Consider the following 17,406-nt stretch of genomic DNA (forward strand, 5'->3'; position numbering starts at 1 on the left):
TCTCACTTGCCTTCATTCTTGATATTGGATGCAGCGATACGTGCCCGTACCTGCCCCGAAAATGTAATTGTCTTGCCATTATCGGCGATGTCAATCGATTGCGCAACAATCGAGCCGTCGTTTGTTTTGATCGAAACCGGCTCCTGGCTGCTCATTTTCCCGGCCTTCAGATCGACATCCGCAGACTGGAACTTCGCTTGTATGCCATTGCTGAGATTGATGTCAAAAGGGGCGGTCATCTTCAGCTTGTTGGTGGCCCGGTCGAAAATGCCTTCCTGGGCGATAACCTGCGCCACGCTGTCGTTCACCGGCACGGCTGCCAGCACTTTTTCAAGCGTCATGAGATTGGGGTTGGCGATGTCCTGCAACGCACGGTCGGCGTTCATGGAATAATCGATCCCCTTCTCGTTGCGGCCCGCAACGGCAGGTTTTTCCATCACGATCTTGCCGTCTTCAATTCGCGCGCTCTCCAGCGAGACCTCATCGGGCGCCCAGGTTCGGATAACCGAGACCGCGATGAAGGCGAGCGAAACGATGGCTGCGCCAAGCGGCAGAATGATTTTCAGCCGTTTCACGCGCGCAGAATGCCTCAGCGCGGTGTCATAGGCACCGTTCTGGTCATTGGGCAGCGAGAATGCTGGCGCGGGTTCGCGGAGTCTTTCGAGCATAAGAGTGGGTCCGGAATGCTTCCCCGGCGCCATTCTGGCGCACAATCGAAGCTTGTGTCTCTATCTAAATGTCTTTGGCATGAAGTGCTTTGTCCTGCCAATATGGTTTTTGTCTGGAGAGGTGCAAGGGAAATGCGAATTTTATCGTAATTCTGGTTTCCTTATTGTTTCCTTGCGGCTTCGCGTTAGAAGAACCATATGGCCTGAAACGCAAAAGCGGACGACAGAGGTTTCTATGGACAATATGGCGATAGCGGATCGCAGGCGGTTACGCCGCAAGCTGACTTTCTGGCGGATTGCCGCCGTTCTCCTGTTCGTCGCCGGCGCTTTCGGTCTTTATCGGTTTTTATGGGATGGACCGCAGCAAAGCGCGAAGCCCCATATTGCCCGCGTGGAGGTCTCCGGCCTGATCACCGACAATACCGAACTTCTCGAGCGGCTCGACAAGATCGCCAAGAGCGATAATGTCAAAGGGTTGATCGTGTCGATTTCCTCGCCGGGCGGCACCACCTATGGCGGTGAGCGCATCTTCAAGGCCATTCGAGGCGTGGCGGAAAAGAAGCCGGTTGTCTCGGATGTGCGCACGCTTGCCGCTTCCGCAGGTTACATGATCGCGTCCGCGGGTGATGTCATCGTTGCCGGCGAAACCTCAATCACCGGCTCGATCGGCGTGATCTTCCAGTATCCCCAGCTTGGCCAGCTGATGGAAAAGCTCGGCGTTTCGTTGCAGGAAATCAAGTCGTCGCCGATGAAGGCGGAGCCTTCGCCGTTCCACGAGGCGCCGGAAGAGGCAAAGTCGATGATCCGCGCCATGGTGATGGACAGCTATGGCTGGTTTGTCGACCTTGTGGCTGATCGCCGCAAGCTGCCGCGCGAAGACGTGCTGAAACTGGCAGATGGATCGATTTTCACCGGCAGACAGGCGCTCGCCAACAAGCTGGTCGATACGCTGGGCGGCGAAAAGGAAATTCGCAGCTATTTCGAAACACGCGGTGTTGCCAAGGATTTGCCGATCGTCGAATGGCGCGCGCCGTCGTCCCGTTCGCCTTTTTCGCTTTTCAGTGTTGCGCAAATAGCGAAGTTTCTGGGATATGACGATTTAATTCCCTTCGCAGGCCCCGGCCAGCTCGGTGCGGACAAGTTGTTTCTTGACGGTCTTGTTTCCGTTTGGCAGGTTGAGCCGCGTTAAAAATCCAATTCTTTCAGGGGGCAACCGTGATCAAGTCTGAACTGGTGCAGATCGTTGCTGCGCGTAACCCGCACCTTTATCACCGTGACGTGGAAAACATCGTCAATGCGGTGCTGGATGAAATCACCGATGCCCTTGCGGCAGGAAATCGTGTTGAGCTTCGTGGTTTCGGCGCATTTTCGGTCAAAAACCGTCCTTCGCGTTCCGGCCGGAACCCGCGCACGGGTGAGTCGGTTTTCGTCGAGGAAAAATGGGTGCCTTTCTTCAAGACGGGCAAGGAGCTGCGTGAGCGCCTGAACCCCGGTATGGGCGACGAAGAGGACGATTGATCGTCCCTGCCCCTGGCGACTGAAAAGGAGCCGGTGGAACGCCTGCTGCGATGGAGTATTGTCGGATGTCGAAAAAAATCATCAATCTCATCATCCTGCTTCCGCTGGCGATCATCCTCGTCATCCTGTGCGTGGCCAATCGCCAGGCCGTGACGCTGGCGCTCAATCCGTTCCGGCCGGAAGACGGCGTTCTGTCCTTCACTGCGCCGTTTTTTGTCTTCCTGTTCCTGGCGGTCATTTTCGGCGTGCTGCTGGGATCGGCGGCCACCTGGTTTGCGCAGGGCAAGCACCGCAAGCGCGCCCGTATCGAGGCAAAAGAGGCCGTTCGCTGGCATGACGAGGCGAACCGGCAGAAAGCCGCTGTCACCAGCCATGTTCCAAATGCCGGCCAGCTCCCGGCAAAGTGATGTAGCCGACATTCGTTCTGGCTCTAGGCGAGCGGCAAATGGAATGGTATTTGCTGCGCGATAAGACGCGGGCAGAAGCGGAAAGATTTCCATTGAAGAAAAAAGACAGCCGGCCGGGCAATCGTGCGCGTGCCGGGAGCGAGAAAAAACAGGTTCATGCCGCAAAGCCGGCACGACGGGCGGAAGTGGCACCGAAAAAGCGCGAGCCGGACGCAGTCCGCAGCGTGCCAAAAGCTGCGCCGAGGGAAAAGGTCGCTGCCGCGACAGCCGTTGAGCAGGCGCCCGCGCGGCCGCTCAAGCCTCGCACCGGCGAACGTCCCGCAGAACAGGTTCCGGTCATTCTGGAATCGAGCGGCGCCGGCGATTTTCACCTGATCGACAGCGGCAACGGCCTGAAGCTCGAACAATATGGCGATTACCGCGTCGTTCGTCCCGAGGCGCAGGCCCTGTGGCAACCGTCGGTTCCCGATCGTGTATGGCAGAATGCCGACGCCATTTTCACCGGTGATACCGATGAGGACGGCATGGGCCGCTGGCGCTTTCCGAAGGAAGCGCTCGGTGAGACCTGGCCTCTCTCCCTGCTCGGGGTCGATTTTCTTGGTCGTTTCACGGCCTTCCGTCACGTCGGCGTCTTCCCGGAACAGATCGTCCATTGGGAATGGCTGAAACATGCCGTTGAGACCGCCGATCGGCCGCTGAAAGTGCTGAACCTCTTCGGTTACACCGGCGTCGCCTCGCTGGTTGCGGCGGCAGCGGGCGCGGAAGTGACCCATGTCGACGCCTCCAAGAAAGCGATTGGCTGGGCGAAGGAGAACCAAGCGCTTGCCGGGCTCGAACAGGCGCCGATCCGCTGGATCTGCGAAGACGCCATGAAGTTCATCCAGCGTGAGGAGCGCCGCGGCAGCACCTACGACATCATTCTCACCGACCCGCCGAAATTCGGCCGCGGCACTCATGGCGAAGTCTGGCAATTGTTCGACCATCTGCCCCTGATGCTGGATATCTGCCGCGAAATCCTTTCGCCCAAGGCGCTCGGCCTTGTGCTGACGGCCTATTCGATCAGGGCGAGCTTCTATTCGATGCATGAGCTGATGCGCGAAACCATGCGTGGCGCCGGTGGCGTCGTGGCGTCCGGCGAGCTTGTCATTCGTGAAGCCGGGCTTGATGGCAAGACGCCGGGCCGCGTGCTTTCGACATCACTGTTCAGCCGCTGGGAGCCGAAATGATGAAGGATATGCGTGAAAATACCGCGCGCCGGGTTGGCCAGGTCAAGGAAGTGACCAGCCTTGCCAACCCCATCATCAAGGACATCAAGGCGCTCACTCAGAAAAAGGGCAGGGAAGAGACCGGCACCTTCATGGCTGAAGGCCTGAAGCTGGTCATCGACGCGCTCGAGCTCGGCTGGACGATCAAGACGCTGGTTTATGCCAAGGCCGCCAAGGGAAAGCCGCTGGTGGAGCAGGCGGCGGTGAAGACGGTCGCCACGGGCGGGCTGGTGCTCGAAGTCAGCGAAAAGGTCATCGCCTCGATCACCCGCCGCGACAATCCGCAGATGGTCGTCGGCATTTTCGAACAGAAATGGAAGCCGCTGAAGGATATCCGCCCGGAAAAGGGCGAGACCTATATCGCGCTCGACCGGGTGCGTGATCCCGGCAATCTCGGCACTATTATCCGCACCGCGGATGCGGCGGGCGCTTCAGGCGTCATTCTCGTCGGCGACTGCACGGATCCGTTTTCACTGGAAACGGTGCGCGCCACCATGGGTTCGGTCTTCGCAACGCCCGTTGCCCGCGCTTCGGTCGAAGAATTCCTGTCCTGGAAAAAATCGGCGCAGGTCAGCGTCGTCGCCACCCATCTGGCGGGTTCGGTTGATTATCGAAAGATCGATTATGCCGGCAAGCCGGTCGTGATTTTAATGGGCAACGAACAATCCGGCCTGCCGCCGGAACTCGCCGGAAAGGCCGACCAACTGGCGCGCATTCCCCAGCAGGGCCGCGCCGACAGCCTCAATCTCGCCATCGCAACCGCCGTCATGCTGTTTGAGGCGCGGCGACATCTCCTCGAACTCGCACCGGTGACGTAATGGCCAAAGCGGCATTGTTCTCGAAATTCGGTCCGGCCTTTGCGCTGATCGTTGCCGCACTGGTGCTGGACCAGATCGTCAAGCAGCTGGTCGAAGCCTATCTGCCGCTGCAGGAGATGGTTCCCGTTGCTCCATTTCTGGCGCTTTACCGCACCTACAATCTCGGCGTGGCCTTTTCGATGCTGGAGGACATGCACGGCTGGTTCATCGTCAGCATGCGGCTCGTCATCGTGGTCTTCGTTCTGTGGCTGTGGCGCAAGACGGCGGCGGACCGCACCTTTGCCCATCTCGGTTTCGCATTCATCATCGCAGGTGCTGCCGGCAATCTTCTCGACCGCTTTTTCTACGGTCACGTCATCGACTATATCCTGTTCTATACGCAGACATGGTCCTTCGCGGTTTTCAATCTGGCCGACAGTTTCATAACCATCGGCGCAGCCTGCGTCATTCTCGACGAGTTTTTGCACGTCCGGGCGGCTAAAAAGTAAAATTTTAGGGTTTCGGCCAAACATATCAAAACCGCTGCCGTGGTAGCGGTTGCCTATGAGCGAACTGGCAAGACTTCGACAGAAAGTTTCAGATGGCCTGGCCGCCACGGCGGCGCAGCCGGCAGAGCGTGTCGAAAAGACAACGCGCCATGCGGATGAAGAACATGCGACCGATGCCAGATCGATTGCGCTCTATGTCGCCGTTTCGCTGTCTGTTGGGGCTTTTTCCGCAGCCCTCATCGCGCTTGCGGTGCCCTATGCGGTTACTGTTACGCTGGCAACTTTCTTTGGCGCCGTGCTTGTCGGTGTCCTGCTTTACGCGCTCTTCGGCGAATCCTCCCGGCATCCCGGCGCGCTGGCTGCAGATTCCGATCTCCGACTGCGACAGACGCAAAACCGCTCGCTGATTGCCGAAATGCAGGAATTCATGGGCGATATCGTCGTTATCCGCGACATGAACCGGCGCATTGTCGAGGCGAACCGGGTCTTTCGGGAAATGACCGGCTGTGCGGCCCCCGAAGGGTTGAGCTGCGAGGAAATCGGCATTGCCTTCCGCCCGGGTGACAAGGTCCATGCATATGACGTGGAGATCGCGACGCCTTTCGGTCAACGCATCTTTTCCTGGCATGATGTCGTGACACGGGATCTCGAAAGCAGCCGGCTTCTCATCAGCAGTATCGCCAGAGACGTGACCGAAGAGCGGCTTGCGCTCGGTGAGCGGGAAGACGCCCGGTTGCGGGCCGAAAAGGCCGATGCCGAAAAGGCGAGGCTGCTTGCCACCGTAAGCCACGAAATCCGCCTGCCGCTTTCCGGCATGCTCGGCATGAACCATCTTCTGTCGCAGACGAAACTCAACGAAGAACAGCGCAATTATCTCGACGGCATGCGGCAGTCCGGCCAGTCGCTGGTGCAGCTGGTCGAGGACCTGCTGGATTATTCGACGATGGAAGCGGGGCGCTTCAGGCTCAATCCGCGCGCGGAAAACCTTCGGCGCCTGATCGAGAGCATTGTTGAGATGCTGGCCCATCGGGCCCATGAAAAAGGCATAGAAATCACCTCCTTCGTTACGCCTGACGTGCCCGATCATCTTGATTTCGATCCGGCGAGGCTGCGTCAAGTCCTCTTCAATCTTCTCGGCAATGCCGTCAAATTCACGCGGGAAGGCGGCGTCGCCATCCGGGCGCGCATGGTCGACAACGAATTGCACATCACTGTCGAAGATACCGGTCCGGGCATGAGCCAGGCCGAGCAGGACCGTATTTTCGGTGAATTCGAACAGGCAGGCCCGCTGTCGCAGCGAAGCGCCGGCACTGGTCTCGGACTTGCGATTTCCGCCCGTATCGTGCGGGAATTCGGCGGCAGTCTCACGGTTTCCAGCCGAAAGGGTAAGGGCAGCACTTTCAAACTGACGTTCCGGCCGGGCGGCGCACCTGCCGAAATGGCGGATCCCGGGCGGCGTCAATGCCTGCGGCATACCAATGTCCTGCTCATCGCGCCAAAGGGCGTGGCGGCGGCGGTGACGATGGAGGCTATCGAGGCTTTCGGCGGTCAATGTATCCTCATCCACCAGCCTGAAGATCTTGAAAAACTGCGGAAAGAGTCTGCCGTCCGGGCGGACGATCTCACCGATATCATCGTTGACCGACGCATTTCGGCGCTGTTCAGAGACGCGCTGAAAGATTGGCCGCAACAGAATGTTCGCCGCACGCTGCTGGTCAGCCCGGAGGAACGACCGTCGACCATGCATGTTTCCTTCGATGCCTGGTTAATCCGGCCGCTGCGCGAAAAATCCCTGATCGATGTCCTGTGCGGCCGTCTGCGCGGGATAGAGCGGCGGGACGCGATCAACGACAACCACCCGGATGTGGGATTTTCCTCGCGGGTGGCGGAGGGTGCGAGCGGTATCGAGATACTCGTGGCCGAAGACGATGCCGTCAATCAGCGCATCGTCCGTGCCGTTCTGGAAAAAAGCGGCTATATCGTCCGTGCTGTCGAGGACTTTGAGGCGTTGCGGCAATCGGTGGTGCCGGGCGTGTCCCGTCTGCCTGACCTCATCGTCTCCGATCTCAACATGCCGGGCGGCGAGGGGCTCGATGTGCTTCCCGACCTTCTCCATACGCTGAAGGGGGAAAGAAATATTCCCGTCATCGTGCTCAGCGGAGATACGAGTGACGCGACCGCCGAAATCCTGCTGCAGGCCGGCGCCGGCGCAGTTTTGACCAAGCCTGCCGACCCGCGACGGCTGGTAGAGGAAATCCGCCGGCTGCTGGAGGCGAAACGCCTGTTGCCATCATAACTTGACAGACTCGCGCTGGTGACATTTTGTCACTATTCTGTCGTCAATTAGTGATTTATGACAGGAAAATTCTTTGGTGGCGGAGCGATTCCCCATGGTTGCCGAAATCCTCAATCACGACATTTGTGAAAGCAATGTTGTCGTTCATCCTCGCCCTGAGACCGCTCAGGACAATGAGGGTCTTTTCGGTCGTATAGGCACGCTGGAAACGCGGCTCGCCAGAAATGAGCGCGAGATCGATGCCGCGCAATCCGTGCGTTACCGGATTTTCGTCGAGGAAATGAAGGCGCGGCTTCCCGCAGAGGCGATGCGCCGCAAGCGCGACATCGACGCCTGGGACAGTGTCTGCGATCACCTGCTCGTCCTCGACAAGGCGATCGAAGGCGATAGCGAAGACCAGATCGTCGGCACATACCGTCTGCTGCGGCAGGAAACGGCGCTCGCCAATAACGGGTTCTATTCCGCCAGCGAATTCGATATCGCGGGACTGGTCGCACGCCATCCGGGCAAGCGTTTCATGGAGCTTGGCCGCTCCTGCGTGCTGCCGGAGTATCGCACCAAGCGCACGGTCGAGCTGCTGTGGCAGGGCAATTGGGCCTATGCCGTGAAACACCGCATGGATGCCATGATCGGCTGCGCTTCCTTCCCCGGCGTGCAGCCGGAGGCCCATGCGCTTGCCTTGTCCTTCCTGCATCATAATTGCGTGGCCAAGGGCGAGTGGGCGGCCTCCGCCCTTCCCGAGCTTTACCATGAGATGGACCTCGTGCCGGCCGAAGCGCTCAACGCCCGCAAGGCGCTGAACGCCATGCCGCCATTGATCAAGGGCTATATGCGTCTTGGCGCCATGTTCGGCTCCGGCGCGGTTGTGGACCATGCCTTCAACACGACGGATGTTCTCGTGGTTCTGCCGGTATCGTCTATCGCCGGCCGCTATATCAGCTATTATGGCGGTGAGGCCGAGCGCATCAACGGCTGACCGGCTTATAATCGGGACCTTTCGGGATGTTCCTGTGGGCAGCGGCTCGGTGCGTGTTGTGCAGGGGCGGGCATTGCCGCTAGTGTCGGCGCTCCTTTTCCGCAACACGATATGACATCGGCAGGCCATTGACGGACGTTCTGACAACCGCTTCCCTGATCTCGGAAGAGAGCCGTGCGACGGCCACTCCGATGATGGAGCAATATATCGAGATCAAGGCGAACAATCCCGGTTCGCTGCTGTTCTACCGCATGGGCGATTTTTACGAATTGTTCTTTGACGATGCGGTCGAGGCTTCCCGCGCGCTCGGCATCACGCTGACGAAACGCGGCCAGCACATGGGGCACGATATTCCCATGTGCGGCGTTCCCGTCCATGCGGCGGATGATTACCTGCAGAAGCTCATCCTGTGCGGTTATCGCGTCGCCGTCTGCGAGCAGGTGGAAGACCCCGCCGAGGCGAAGAAGCGCGGATCGAAATCCGTGGTCAAGCGTGATGTGGTGCGGCTTGTCACGCCCGGCACGCTGACCGAAGAAAAACTGCTGTCGCCGACGGAATCCAACTATCTGATGGCGCTCGCCCGCATTCGCGGCAGCGCCGAGGCGCAGTTCGCGCTCGCCTGGATCGATATTTCCACCGGCGTCTTCCGTCTGGCGGAAACCACGCTGACCCGGCTTCTCGCCGATATCTGGCGCATTGATCCGCGGGAGTTGATTGTCGCCGACAGCCTGTTCCATGACGAGGAACTGCGACCGGTCTTCGATGTGCTGGGCCGCGTGGCCGTGCCGCAGCCGGCTATTCTCTTCGATAGTGCGACCGCGGAAGGGCGCATCGCCCGTTATTTCAACGTTTCGACGCTGGATGGTTTCGGCACGTTTTCACGCGTGGAAATGGCCGCAGCCGCAGCCGCCGTGGCCTATGTCGAAAAGACCCAGATCGCCGAGCGCCCGCCTCTCGGCGCACCGGAGCGTGAAAGTGCCGCTTCGACCCTTTTCATCGATCCAGCCACCCGCGCCAATCTGGAACTGGTGAAGACGCTCTCCGGCGACAGGGATGGATCGCTGCTGCATGCTTTGAACCGCACGGTAACGGGCGGCGGCGCACGGCTTCTGGCCGAGCGGCTGATGTCACCCTTGACCGATCCGGAAAAGATCAATGCCCGCCTCGATGCGGTGGCCTATCTCATCGATGACGTGTCGCTCAGCGATAGCCTGCGCGATGCGCTGAAACAGGTTGCGGATATGCCGCGTGCGCTTTCGCGCCTTGCGCTGGAGCGCGGCGGCCCGCGCGATCTCGGCGCCATCAGGCAGGGGCTGGCTTCGGCCGAAAGGATCGCCGCCATTCTCGATCAGGGATTGTTGCCCGATGAGCTTGCGGCGGCGTTCGCGGATTTGAAAGCGCTGCCGAGTGGGCTGGAGGCCATGCTTGGATCGATGCTCGCCGATGATCTGCCGCTTCTGAAGCGCGATGGCGGTTTCCTGCGCGAAGGCGCCAATCCCGAACTCGATGAGGTACGGGCGCTGCGCGACCAGTCACGCCGCGTGATCGCCGGGCTGCAACTGAGATATGCCGACGAGACCGGCATCAAATCGCTGAAGATCAAGCACAACAATGTGCTGGGCTATTTCATCGAGGTGACGGCGGGCAACGCCGATGTGATGATGGCGACGGATGAAGCCAAGGCGCGTTTTATCCACCGCCAGACCATGGCAGGCGCCATGCGCTTCACCACAACAGAGCTTGCCGATCTTGAAAGCCGCATCGCCAATGCCGCAGCGCAGGCATTGACCATGGAGCTGGAAGCCTTCGCGCGTATGGTTGAGGCCGTGGTGCAGCAGGCGGAAGCGATCAAGGCCGGTGCAGCCGCCCTTGCCGTCATCGATGTCGCCTCGAGCCTCGCGTATTTGGCGACCGAACAGGCCTATTGCCGCCCGATCGTCGATGCCTCCATGACCTTTGCGATCAAGGGCGGGCGTCATCCGGTGGTGGAACAGGCGCTGCGGCGGCAGTCGGCAGGACCCTTCATCGCCAATAATTGCGACCTGTCGGCTGTGAACGGCGGCAAGAATGGTGCGATCTGGCTGCTGACAGGCCCGAACATGGGCGGTAAATCGACCTTCCTGCGCCAGAACGCGCTGATCGCCATCCTCGCGCAGATCGGTTCCTTCGTTCCGGCGGAAGCCGCCCATATCGGCGTCGTCGACCGGCTGTTTTCCCGCGTCGGTGCGTCCGACGATCTGGCGCGCGGCCGCTCGACCTTCATGGTGGAGATGGTGGAAACGGCAGCCATCCTCAATCAGGCGACGGATCGCTCGCTGGTCATTCTCGATGAGATCGGCCGCGGCACGGCGACCTTCGACGGTCTGTCCATCGCCTGGGCTGCGGTCGAGCATCTCCACGAGGTCAATCGCTGCCGTGGTCTCTTCGCCACCCATTTCCATGAGCTGACGGTGCTGTCAGAAAAACTCGGCCGCCTTTCCAATGCCACGATGCGGGTGAAGGAGTGGGAAGGTGACGTCATCTTCCTGCACGAAGTCGGGCCTGGCGCTGCGGATCGCTCCTACGGTATTCAGGTGGCGCGGCTTGCGGGCCTGCCTGCATCGGTGGTGGAGCGCGCCCGTGAGGTGCTGACGAAGCTCGAAGATGCCGACCGCAAGAACCCGGCCAGCCAGCTGATCGACGATCTGCCGCTGTTCCAGATCGCGGTTCGCCGCGAGGAAACCCGCAAGGCCGGATCATCGAAGGTGGAGGAGGCTCTGAAGGGCTTCAACCCCGACGAAATGACGCCGCGAGAGGCATTGGACGCGCTCTATGCGTTGAAGAAAGAACTTGGCAAGGCGTAAGGGATAGATTGCCTGTCCATCGCCTTTAAAACTCGCTATAGGACACTCCCATCGCAAGCGGTGGGATTATCCCACAGGACATGGATACCGGCATAGATGGCCATCAAGGACCTGGATTTTTCCGACATTCTCGATGTATCGGCGCTGAAGCGCGAATGCGACATCATCTTTAAGGAAGACGGCAAACGCACCGCCGATATCAGGTCCGACCTGTTGCCGATTTTCCGCAAGGCCAGCGCGGAAGGCCGGGAAAAGGCTAGAGAACTGCTGAAAGCCGATGGCAGCGGCATTGATTGCGCCCGGCGCATCTCCTGGCTTCAGGACCGGTTGATCGAAATCCTCTATGATCTCGCCTGCCAATATGTCTATCCCAAGGATGCGCCACAGATCGCGGTCGCGGCAGTCGGCGGCTATGGCCGCGGCACGCTGGCGCCGGGATCGGATATCGACCTCCTGTTCCTCCTGCCGGCCAAGAACACGCCAGATATGCACAAGGCGGTGGAGTTCGTGCTCTATCTCCTCTGGGATCTCGGCTTCAAGGTCGGCCACGCCACCCGCACGGTGGATGAATGCATCCGCCTCTCCAAATCCGACATGACCATCCGCACCGCCATTCTGGAAGTGCGGGCGATTTGCGGCAAGAAATCCCTGACCGATGATCTCGAAAAGCGTTTCGAGTCGGAAGTCGTCACCGGCACCGGGCCGGAATTCATCGCCGCCAAGCTGGCCGAGCGTGACCAGCGCCACCGCAAGGCGGGCGATACGCGTTATCTGGTGGAGCCGAACGTCAAGGAAGGCAAGGGCGGGTTGCGCGACCTGCACACGTTGTTCTGGATCGCCAAATATTATTACCACGTCCGCGATACGGCCGATCTGGTCAAGCTCGGCGTCCTGTCTCGGCCGGAACTCCGGCTGTTCGAAAAGGCCGATGATTTTCTCTGGGCTGTCCGTTGCCAGATGCACTTCATCACCGGCAAGGCGGAAGAGCGCCTTTCCTTCGACATACAGCGCGAAATTGCCGATGCGCTCGGCTATCAGCCGCGCCCCGGCCTTTCCGCCGTCGAGCGTTTCATGAAGCACTATTTCCTCGTGGCGAAGGATGTGGGCGACCTGACCCGCATCGTCTGCGCAGCACTTGAGGATCGCCAGGCAAAGGACGTGCCGGGCCTTTCCGGCGTTCTCAGCCGCTTCGCCCATCGTGTGCGCAAGATTCCCGGCTCGGTGGAATTTGTCGAGGACCGGGGGCGCATTGCGCTCGCCAAGCCGGATGTCTTCAAGAACGACCCGGTCAATCTCATCCGGCTCTTCCACATCGCCGATATCAACAATCTGGAACTTCATCCGGATGCGTTGCGCGTTGTCACCCGCTCGCTGTCGCTCATCAATGACGCTCTTCGCGAGAACGAGGAGGCGAACCGGCTGTTTCTGTCGATCCTCACCTCGCGACGCGATCCGGCGCTGACGCTGCGGCGCATGAACGAGGCCGGCGTGCTCGGCAAATTCATCCCCGAATTCGGCAAGATCGTCGCGATGATGCAGTTCAACATGTATCATCACTATACGGTGGATGAGCACCTGATCCGTTCCGTCGGCGTGCTGTCGGAAGTGGACAAGGGAACGGCCGTCGACGCCCACCCGCTTGCCAACCAGCTGATGCCGAGCGTTGAGGAACGTGAGGCGCTTTATGTCGCCGTCCTGTTGCATGACGTCGCCAAGGGCCGGCAGGAGGATCACTCGATTGCCGGCGCACGCGTCGCCCGCAAGCTCTGCCAGCGCTTTCGTCTGACCGGCAAGCAGACAGAAACCGTTGTCTGGCTGATCGAGCAGCACCTTCTGATGTCCATGGTCGCCCAGACGCGCGACCTGCATGACCGCAAGACCATCACCGATTTCGCCGACAAGGTGCAGTCCATGGAGCGGCTGAAGATGCTGCTCATTCTGACGGTCTGCGATATCCGCGCTGTCGGTCCGGGTGTGTGGAACGGCTGGAAGGGGCAGCTGCTGCGTTCGCTCTATTATGAGACGGAACTGCTGCTGTCCGGCGGTTTTTCGGAAGTCTCCCGCAAGGAACGGGCGCAGATCGCCCGGCAGGCGCTTTACGACGCCCTCGACGATTGGGGCCAGAAGGCGCGGCGCAAATACACCAAGCTGCATTATGAGCCCTATCTGCTGACGGTGGCGCTGGAAGATCAGGTGCGACACACCCGCTTTATTCGTGAGGCCGACAAGCAGGAAAAGGCGTTGTCGACCATGGTGCGCACCCACTCCTTCCATGCCATCACCGAAATCACCGTACTGGCGCCGGACCATCCGCGCCTTCTGTCGATCATCACAGGCGCCTGTGCTGCCGCCGGCGCCAATATCGCGGATGCGCAGATTTTCACGACCTCCGACGGGCGGGCGCTGGATACGATCCTGATCAATCGCGAATTTCCGATCGACGAGGATGAGACGCGGCGCGGCAACAATGTCGGCAAGCTTATCGAGGAGGTTCTCTCCGGAAAGCAGCGTCTTCCGGAAATGATCGCTACGCGGACCAAGAGCCGCAGGAAGAAAAGCGCTTTCACCATTCCGCCCTCGGTCATCATTTCCAACGGGCTGTCGAACAAGTTCACCGTCATCGAGGTCGAGTGCCTCGACCGGCCGGGCCTTCTGGCGGACATGACGGCGGTCATTGCCGATCTGTCGCTCGATATTCACTCTGCCCGCATCACCACCTTCGGCGAAAAGGTCATCGACACCTTTTATGTGACTGATCTCTTCGGCCAGAAGGTGACGAACGACAATCGCCAGGCCAGCATTGCGCAGCGCCTGAAGGCCGTGATGAGCGAACAGGAAGACGAATTGCGTGACCGCATGCCGAACGGCATCATCGCCCATCCAGACGTGGCGGCCCTGCCTGCCGCGCGCACGGCAAAGGCTTGAAGCGCCCATGAGTCTGATCGGCAAGTTCGCCACCGTCGGCACCGCCACGCTCGGCAGCCGCATCTTCGGCTTCCTCCGAGAAACCCTGATGGCCGCCGCCGTCGGCACCGGGCCGGTGGCCGACGCCTTCAATGCCGCCTTCCGTTTTCCTAACACCTTCAGGCGGCTTTTTGCCGAAGGCGCATTCAATTCGGCCTTCGTACCGCTTTTCGCCAAGGAAATCGAGGCGAATGGCATGGAGGGCGCAAGGCGTTTTTCCGAAGAGGTCTTCGGCGTTCTGTTCACCGTGCTTCTGGCTTTGACGATCCTGATGGAACTGTCGATGCCGTTCATCGTGCGCACCGTGATTGCGCCGGGCTTCCTCGAAGACCCGGTGAAATTCGACAACACCGTCCGGCTCGCGACCATCATGTTCCCCTATCTCGCCTGCATGTCGCTGGCGGCGATGATGGGCGGCATGTTGAATTCGCTGCACCGTTATTTCGCTGCCGCGATTGCGCCCGTTTTTCTCAACATCATCCTCATCGGCGTGCTCGCCTTAGCATGGTGGAAGAATTATGATCCCCTGCAGGTGGGTTACGCCTTGTCCTGGGGTGTCATGGTGGCAGGGGTGGTGCAGCTTGCCATCGTGTGGATCGCAGTGCGCAATGCCGGCATGCGGATCGGTTTCCGCAGGCCCCGGCTGACGAAGAACGTCCAGCGTCTTCTGGTCCTTGCTCTACCCGCCGCGATCACCGGCGGCATCACCCAGATCAATCTGCTGATCAACACCAATATCGCCTCCGCCGGCGAGGGTGTGATCTCGTCGCTTGCCTATGCGGACCGGATTTACCAGCTGCCGCTCGGTGTCGTCGGCATCGCCGTCGCCACCGTGCTTTTGCCGGAACTGGCGAGGGCTTTGCGCGGCGGGCATATGGTCGAGGCGGGAAGCCTGCAGAACCGCTCGGTCGAATTCGTGCTGTTTTTGACATTGCCCGCTGCCGCTGCCCTTCTCGTCATGGCGGAGCCCATCGTGCGTTTTCTCTATGAACGCGGCAATTTCTCGCCTTCAGCCACTATCACCGTTGCGCAGATTCTCGGCATCTATGGTCTCGGCCTGCCGGCTTTCGTGCTGATCAAAGCCTTCATTCCCGGCTTCTTCGCTCGCGAGGACACCCGCACGCCGATGATCTTCGCGGCGATTTCCGTGGTGGTGAACGTCTCGCTGGCGCTGACGCTGTTTCCGCGTCTCGGCGGCCCGGGCATCGCCATTGCCGAAATCACCGCCGGCTGGGTGAATGCCGCTTTGCTGTTCGGCATGCTTTTGTGGCGCGGCCACTGGCAGGTGGATATTCCGCTGCTCACCCGCATTCCGCGCCTGCTGCTGGCCGCTGCCCTCATGGCCGGTTTCGTGCACTATGCGCTGACCTGGCTGACATTCGAGCTGTCTTCCGCCTCGTCCATTTTCATCCGGGCCGGCACCATCATGGCTCTCGTTTTCGCAGCCATGCTGGTGTATTTCGTGCTGGCTTTCGTTTCGGGCGGGGCTGACATCGGCATGGTGAAGAGAGCCATTCGCAAGCGCGGCAAAAAGAACGTCGAGACGGAGGCGGGCTGATGTCCTTTGCTGAAAACCGCCGCATCGCGCTCGTCACGCTTGTCGTGGATGACTACGATCGGGGGAAGGCTTTTTATTGCGACGTTCTCGGGTTTGAATGCCTTTCCGATCAGCCGCTTGGCGACGGCAAGCGGTGGCTGGTGGTGAAGCCGCAAGGGACCGAGGGCGGCGCCTTGCTGCTTGCCGAGGCGGATGGGGAACCGCAAAGGCTTGCCATCGGCAACCAAACGGGTGGGCGCGTCGGATTTTTCCTGCATACCGACAATTTCCAGCGCGATTACGAGACCATGCTTGCTCGCGGCGTGCGCTTTCTGGAGGAGCCGCGCCATGAGGTTTACGGCTCCGTTGCGGTCTTTGTTGACCCTTACGGAAATCGCTGGGATCTTCTGGAACCGCTCGGCTGACATGCCCTGAAACCGCTTGATTGCTGGGGGCTGCGGGTGCATAAGCGCGCGTGCAATTCCAACCATGGGGCGGGGCCCTCCACAAGCCTTTTCGAGGACGACAATGAACGCATTCAAGCCGCTGGTTTTCTCGGGCGTCCAGCCGACCGGCAATCTGCATCTCGGCAACTATCTCGGCGCGATCCGCAAGTTCGTGGCGCTGCAGGAAGATAACGACTGCATCTATTGCGTCGTCGACATGCATGCCATCACCGCCCAGCTCGTTCACTCCGACCTGAAGGCGCAGACCCGCTCGATTGCGGCCGCCTTCATCGCAGCCGGTATCGACCCCGTGAAGCACATCGTCTTCAACCAGTCGGCCGTGCCGCAGCATGCGGAACTGGCATGGGTGTTCAATTGCGTGGCGCGCATCGGCTGGATGGAGCGTATGACGCAGTTCAAGGACAAGTCCGGCAAGAATGCCGAGCAGGTCTCGCTCGGTCTGCTCGCCTATCCGAGCCTGATGGCCGCCGACATTCTCGTCTATCGCGCCACCCATGTTCCGGTCGGCGACGACCAGAAGCAGCATCTGGAACTCGCACGCGACATCGCCCAGAAATTCAACATCGATTTCAGCGATCATATCCGCAAGGCGGGGCTTGGGCTCGATATCACGGTCGGCGATGAGCCGGTGCACGCCTATTTCCCGATGGTGGAACCGCTGATCGGCGGTCCGGCACCGCGTGTGATGTCGTTGAAGGACGGCACCAAGAAGATGTCGAAGTCCGATCCCTCCGATCTGTCGCGCATTAACCTCATGGATGATGTCGATGCGATTTCGAAGAAGATCAGGAAGGCAAAGACCGATCCGGACGCGCTGCCGAGCGAAGTGGAAGGCCTGAAAGGCCGTGCCGAAGCCGAAAACCTCGTCGGCATCTATGCCGCCCTGTCCGACAGGACCAAGGCCGATGTTCTTGCCGAATTCGGCGGACAGCAGTTCTCGGCCTTCAAGCCGGCCCTCGTCGAGCTTGCCGTCAATGTCCTGGCGCCGGTCAATAATGAGATGCGCCGTCTTCTCGATGACCCGACCCATATCGACGCCATCCTCAGCCAAGGCGGCGAGCGGGCGCGTGCCATCGCCGAAAAGACGATGAACGAGGTGCGCGATATCATCGGCTTCCTGCGCTGACAGGTCGCTGCTGCGCGGATGCGGTGGGCGGTT

Annotated in this window: 14 protein-coding genes; 13 read left to right on the top strand and 1 reads right to left on the bottom strand. The window is 60.2% G+C overall.

The window, feature by feature from the left end; genetic code table 11:
* Positions 1-2: 2 nt before the first annotated feature.
* The gene (gene lptC, locus CFB10_RS08235) at positions 3-668 is read right to left on the bottom strand and encodes an LPS export ABC transporter periplasmic protein LptC (protein WP_020011067.1); all 666 of its coding nucleotides are present in this window, start codon (positions 666-668) and stop codon (positions 3-5) included.
* A gap of 235 nt (positions 669-903) precedes the next feature.
* On the opposite strand from lptC, the gene sppA reads away from it, so the two are divergent.
* From sppA to trpS, 13 genes are all read left to right on the top strand, one after another.
* Positions 904-1,857 carry a signal peptide peptidase SppA gene (sppA, locus tag CFB10_RS08240; RefSeq protein ID WP_020011066.1) on the top strand — a complete coding sequence of 318 codons (954 nt, stop codon included), beginning with the start codon at positions 904-906 and terminating at the stop codon, positions 1,855-1,857.
* A gap of 2 nt (positions 1,858-1,859) precedes the next feature.
* The gene (locus tag CFB10_RS08245; protein WP_219256707.1) at positions 1,860-2,186 is read left to right on the top strand and encodes an integration host factor subunit beta; all 327 of its coding nucleotides are present in this window, start codon (positions 1,860-1,862) and stop codon (positions 2,184-2,186) included.
* 65 nt (positions 2,187-2,251) lie between these two features.
* Positions 2,252-2,593, top strand: a complete 342-nt coding sequence (locus CFB10_RS08250; RefSeq protein ID WP_020011065.1) for a LapA family protein — start codon at positions 2,252-2,254, stop codon at positions 2,591-2,593.
* A gap of 92 nt (positions 2,594-2,685) precedes the next feature.
* The gene (locus tag CFB10_RS08255) at positions 2,686-3,819 is read left to right on the top strand and encodes a class I SAM-dependent rRNA methyltransferase (protein WP_026363800.1); all 1,134 of its coding nucleotides are present in this window, start codon (positions 2,686-2,688) and stop codon (positions 3,817-3,819) included.
* On the top strand, positions 3,816-4,676 hold the full coding sequence (locus CFB10_RS08260; protein ID WP_020011063.1) for an RNA methyltransferase: 861 nt from the start codon (positions 3,816-3,818) through the stop codon (positions 4,674-4,676). Before CFB10_RS08255 ends, CFB10_RS08260 begins: the two co-directional genes overlap by 4 nt.
* Positions 4,676-5,164, top strand: a complete 489-nt coding sequence (gene lspA / locus CFB10_RS08265) for a signal peptidase II (RefSeq protein WP_020011062.1) — start codon at positions 4,676-4,678, stop codon at positions 5,162-5,164. The genes CFB10_RS08260 and lspA overlap by 1 nt, the downstream gene beginning before the upstream one ends.
* 55 nt (positions 5,165-5,219) lie before the next feature.
* Positions 5,220-7,460 (top strand): hybrid sensor histidine kinase/response regulator, encoded by a 2,241-nt coding sequence (locus CFB10_RS08270; RefSeq protein WP_020011061.1) that lies wholly within the window; start codon positions 5,220-5,222, stop codon positions 7,458-7,460.
* Between the two features lie 94 nt (positions 7,461-7,554).
* Positions 7,555-8,436, top strand: coding sequence for a GNAT family N-acetyltransferase (locus CFB10_RS08275; protein ID WP_020011060.1), 882 nt, complete (start codon positions 7,555-7,557; stop codon positions 8,434-8,436).
* A 128-nt stretch (positions 8,437-8,564) separates the two neighbouring features.
* On the top strand, positions 8,565-11,279 hold the full coding sequence (gene mutS, locus CFB10_RS08280) for a DNA mismatch repair protein MutS (protein ID WP_020011059.1): 2,715 nt from the start codon (positions 8,565-8,567) through the stop codon (positions 11,277-11,279).
* A gap of 96 nt (positions 11,280-11,375) precedes the next feature.
* A complete protein-coding gene (locus CFB10_RS08285; protein WP_020011058.1) occupies positions 11,376-14,204 on the top strand; it encodes a [protein-PII] uridylyltransferase in 2,829 nt (942 codons plus the stop codon).
* A gap of 7 nt (positions 14,205-14,211) precedes the next feature.
* On the top strand, positions 14,212-15,801 hold the full coding sequence (murJ, locus tag CFB10_RS08290; protein ID WP_020011057.1) for a murein biosynthesis integral membrane protein MurJ: 1,590 nt from the start codon (positions 14,212-14,214) through the stop codon (positions 15,799-15,801).
* Positions 15,801-16,205, top strand: coding sequence for a VOC family protein (locus tag CFB10_RS08295; RefSeq protein ID WP_020011056.1), 405 nt, complete (start codon positions 15,801-15,803; stop codon positions 16,203-16,205). Before murJ ends, CFB10_RS08295 begins: the two co-directional genes overlap by 1 nt.
* 103 nt (positions 16,206-16,308) lie before the next feature.
* Complete coding sequence (trpS, locus tag CFB10_RS08300) at positions 16,309-17,373, top strand: tryptophan--tRNA ligase (RefSeq protein WP_020011055.1); 1,065 nt, start codon at positions 16,309-16,311, stop codon at positions 17,371-17,373.
* Positions 17,374-17,406 lie beyond the last annotated feature (33 nt).

Origin of the sequence: Agrobacterium sp. 719_389, assembly GCF_900188475.1 — a bacterium.
In the GTDB taxonomy this organism is placed as follows: Bacteria; Pseudomonadota; Alphaproteobacteria; order Rhizobiales; family Rhizobiaceae; genus Agrobacterium; species Agrobacterium radiobacter.

Coding starts and splice junctions, on each gene's coding strand:
- trpS (WP_020011055.1), top strand. CDS start 16,309: ATGAACGCATTCAAGCCGCTGGTTTTCTCGGGCGTCCAGCCGACCGGC.
- murJ (WP_020011057.1), top strand. CDS start 14,212: ATGAGTCTGATCGGCAAGTTCGCCACCGTCGGCACCGCCACGCTCGGC.
- CFB10_RS08275 (WP_020011060.1), top strand. CDS start 7,555: ATGGTTGCCGAAATCCTCAATCACGACATTTGTGAAAGCAATGTTGTC.
- CFB10_RS08285 (WP_020011058.1), top strand. CDS start 11,376: ATGGCCATCAAGGACCTGGATTTTTCCGACATTCTCGATGTATCGGCG.
- CFB10_RS08250 (WP_020011065.1), top strand. CDS start 2,252: ATGTCGAAAAAAATCATCAATCTCATCATCCTGCTTCCGCTGGCGATC.
- CFB10_RS08260 (WP_020011063.1), top strand. CDS start 3,816: ATGATGAAGGATATGCGTGAAAATACCGCGCGCCGGGTTGGCCAGGTC.
- sppA (WP_020011066.1), top strand. CDS start 904: ATGGACAATATGGCGATAGCGGATCGCAGGCGGTTACGCCGCAAGCTG.
- CFB10_RS08295 (WP_020011056.1), top strand. CDS start 15,801: ATGTCCTTTGCTGAAAACCGCCGCATCGCGCTCGTCACGCTTGTCGTG.
- lptC (WP_020011067.1), bottom strand. CDS start 668: ATGCTCGAAAGACTCCGCGAACCCGCGCCAGCATTCTCGCTGCCCAAT.
- lspA (WP_020011062.1), top strand. CDS start 4,676: ATGGCCAAAGCGGCATTGTTCTCGAAATTCGGTCCGGCCTTTGCGCTG.
- CFB10_RS08270 (WP_020011061.1), top strand. CDS start 5,220: ATGAGCGAACTGGCAAGACTTCGACAGAAAGTTTCAGATGGCCTGGCC.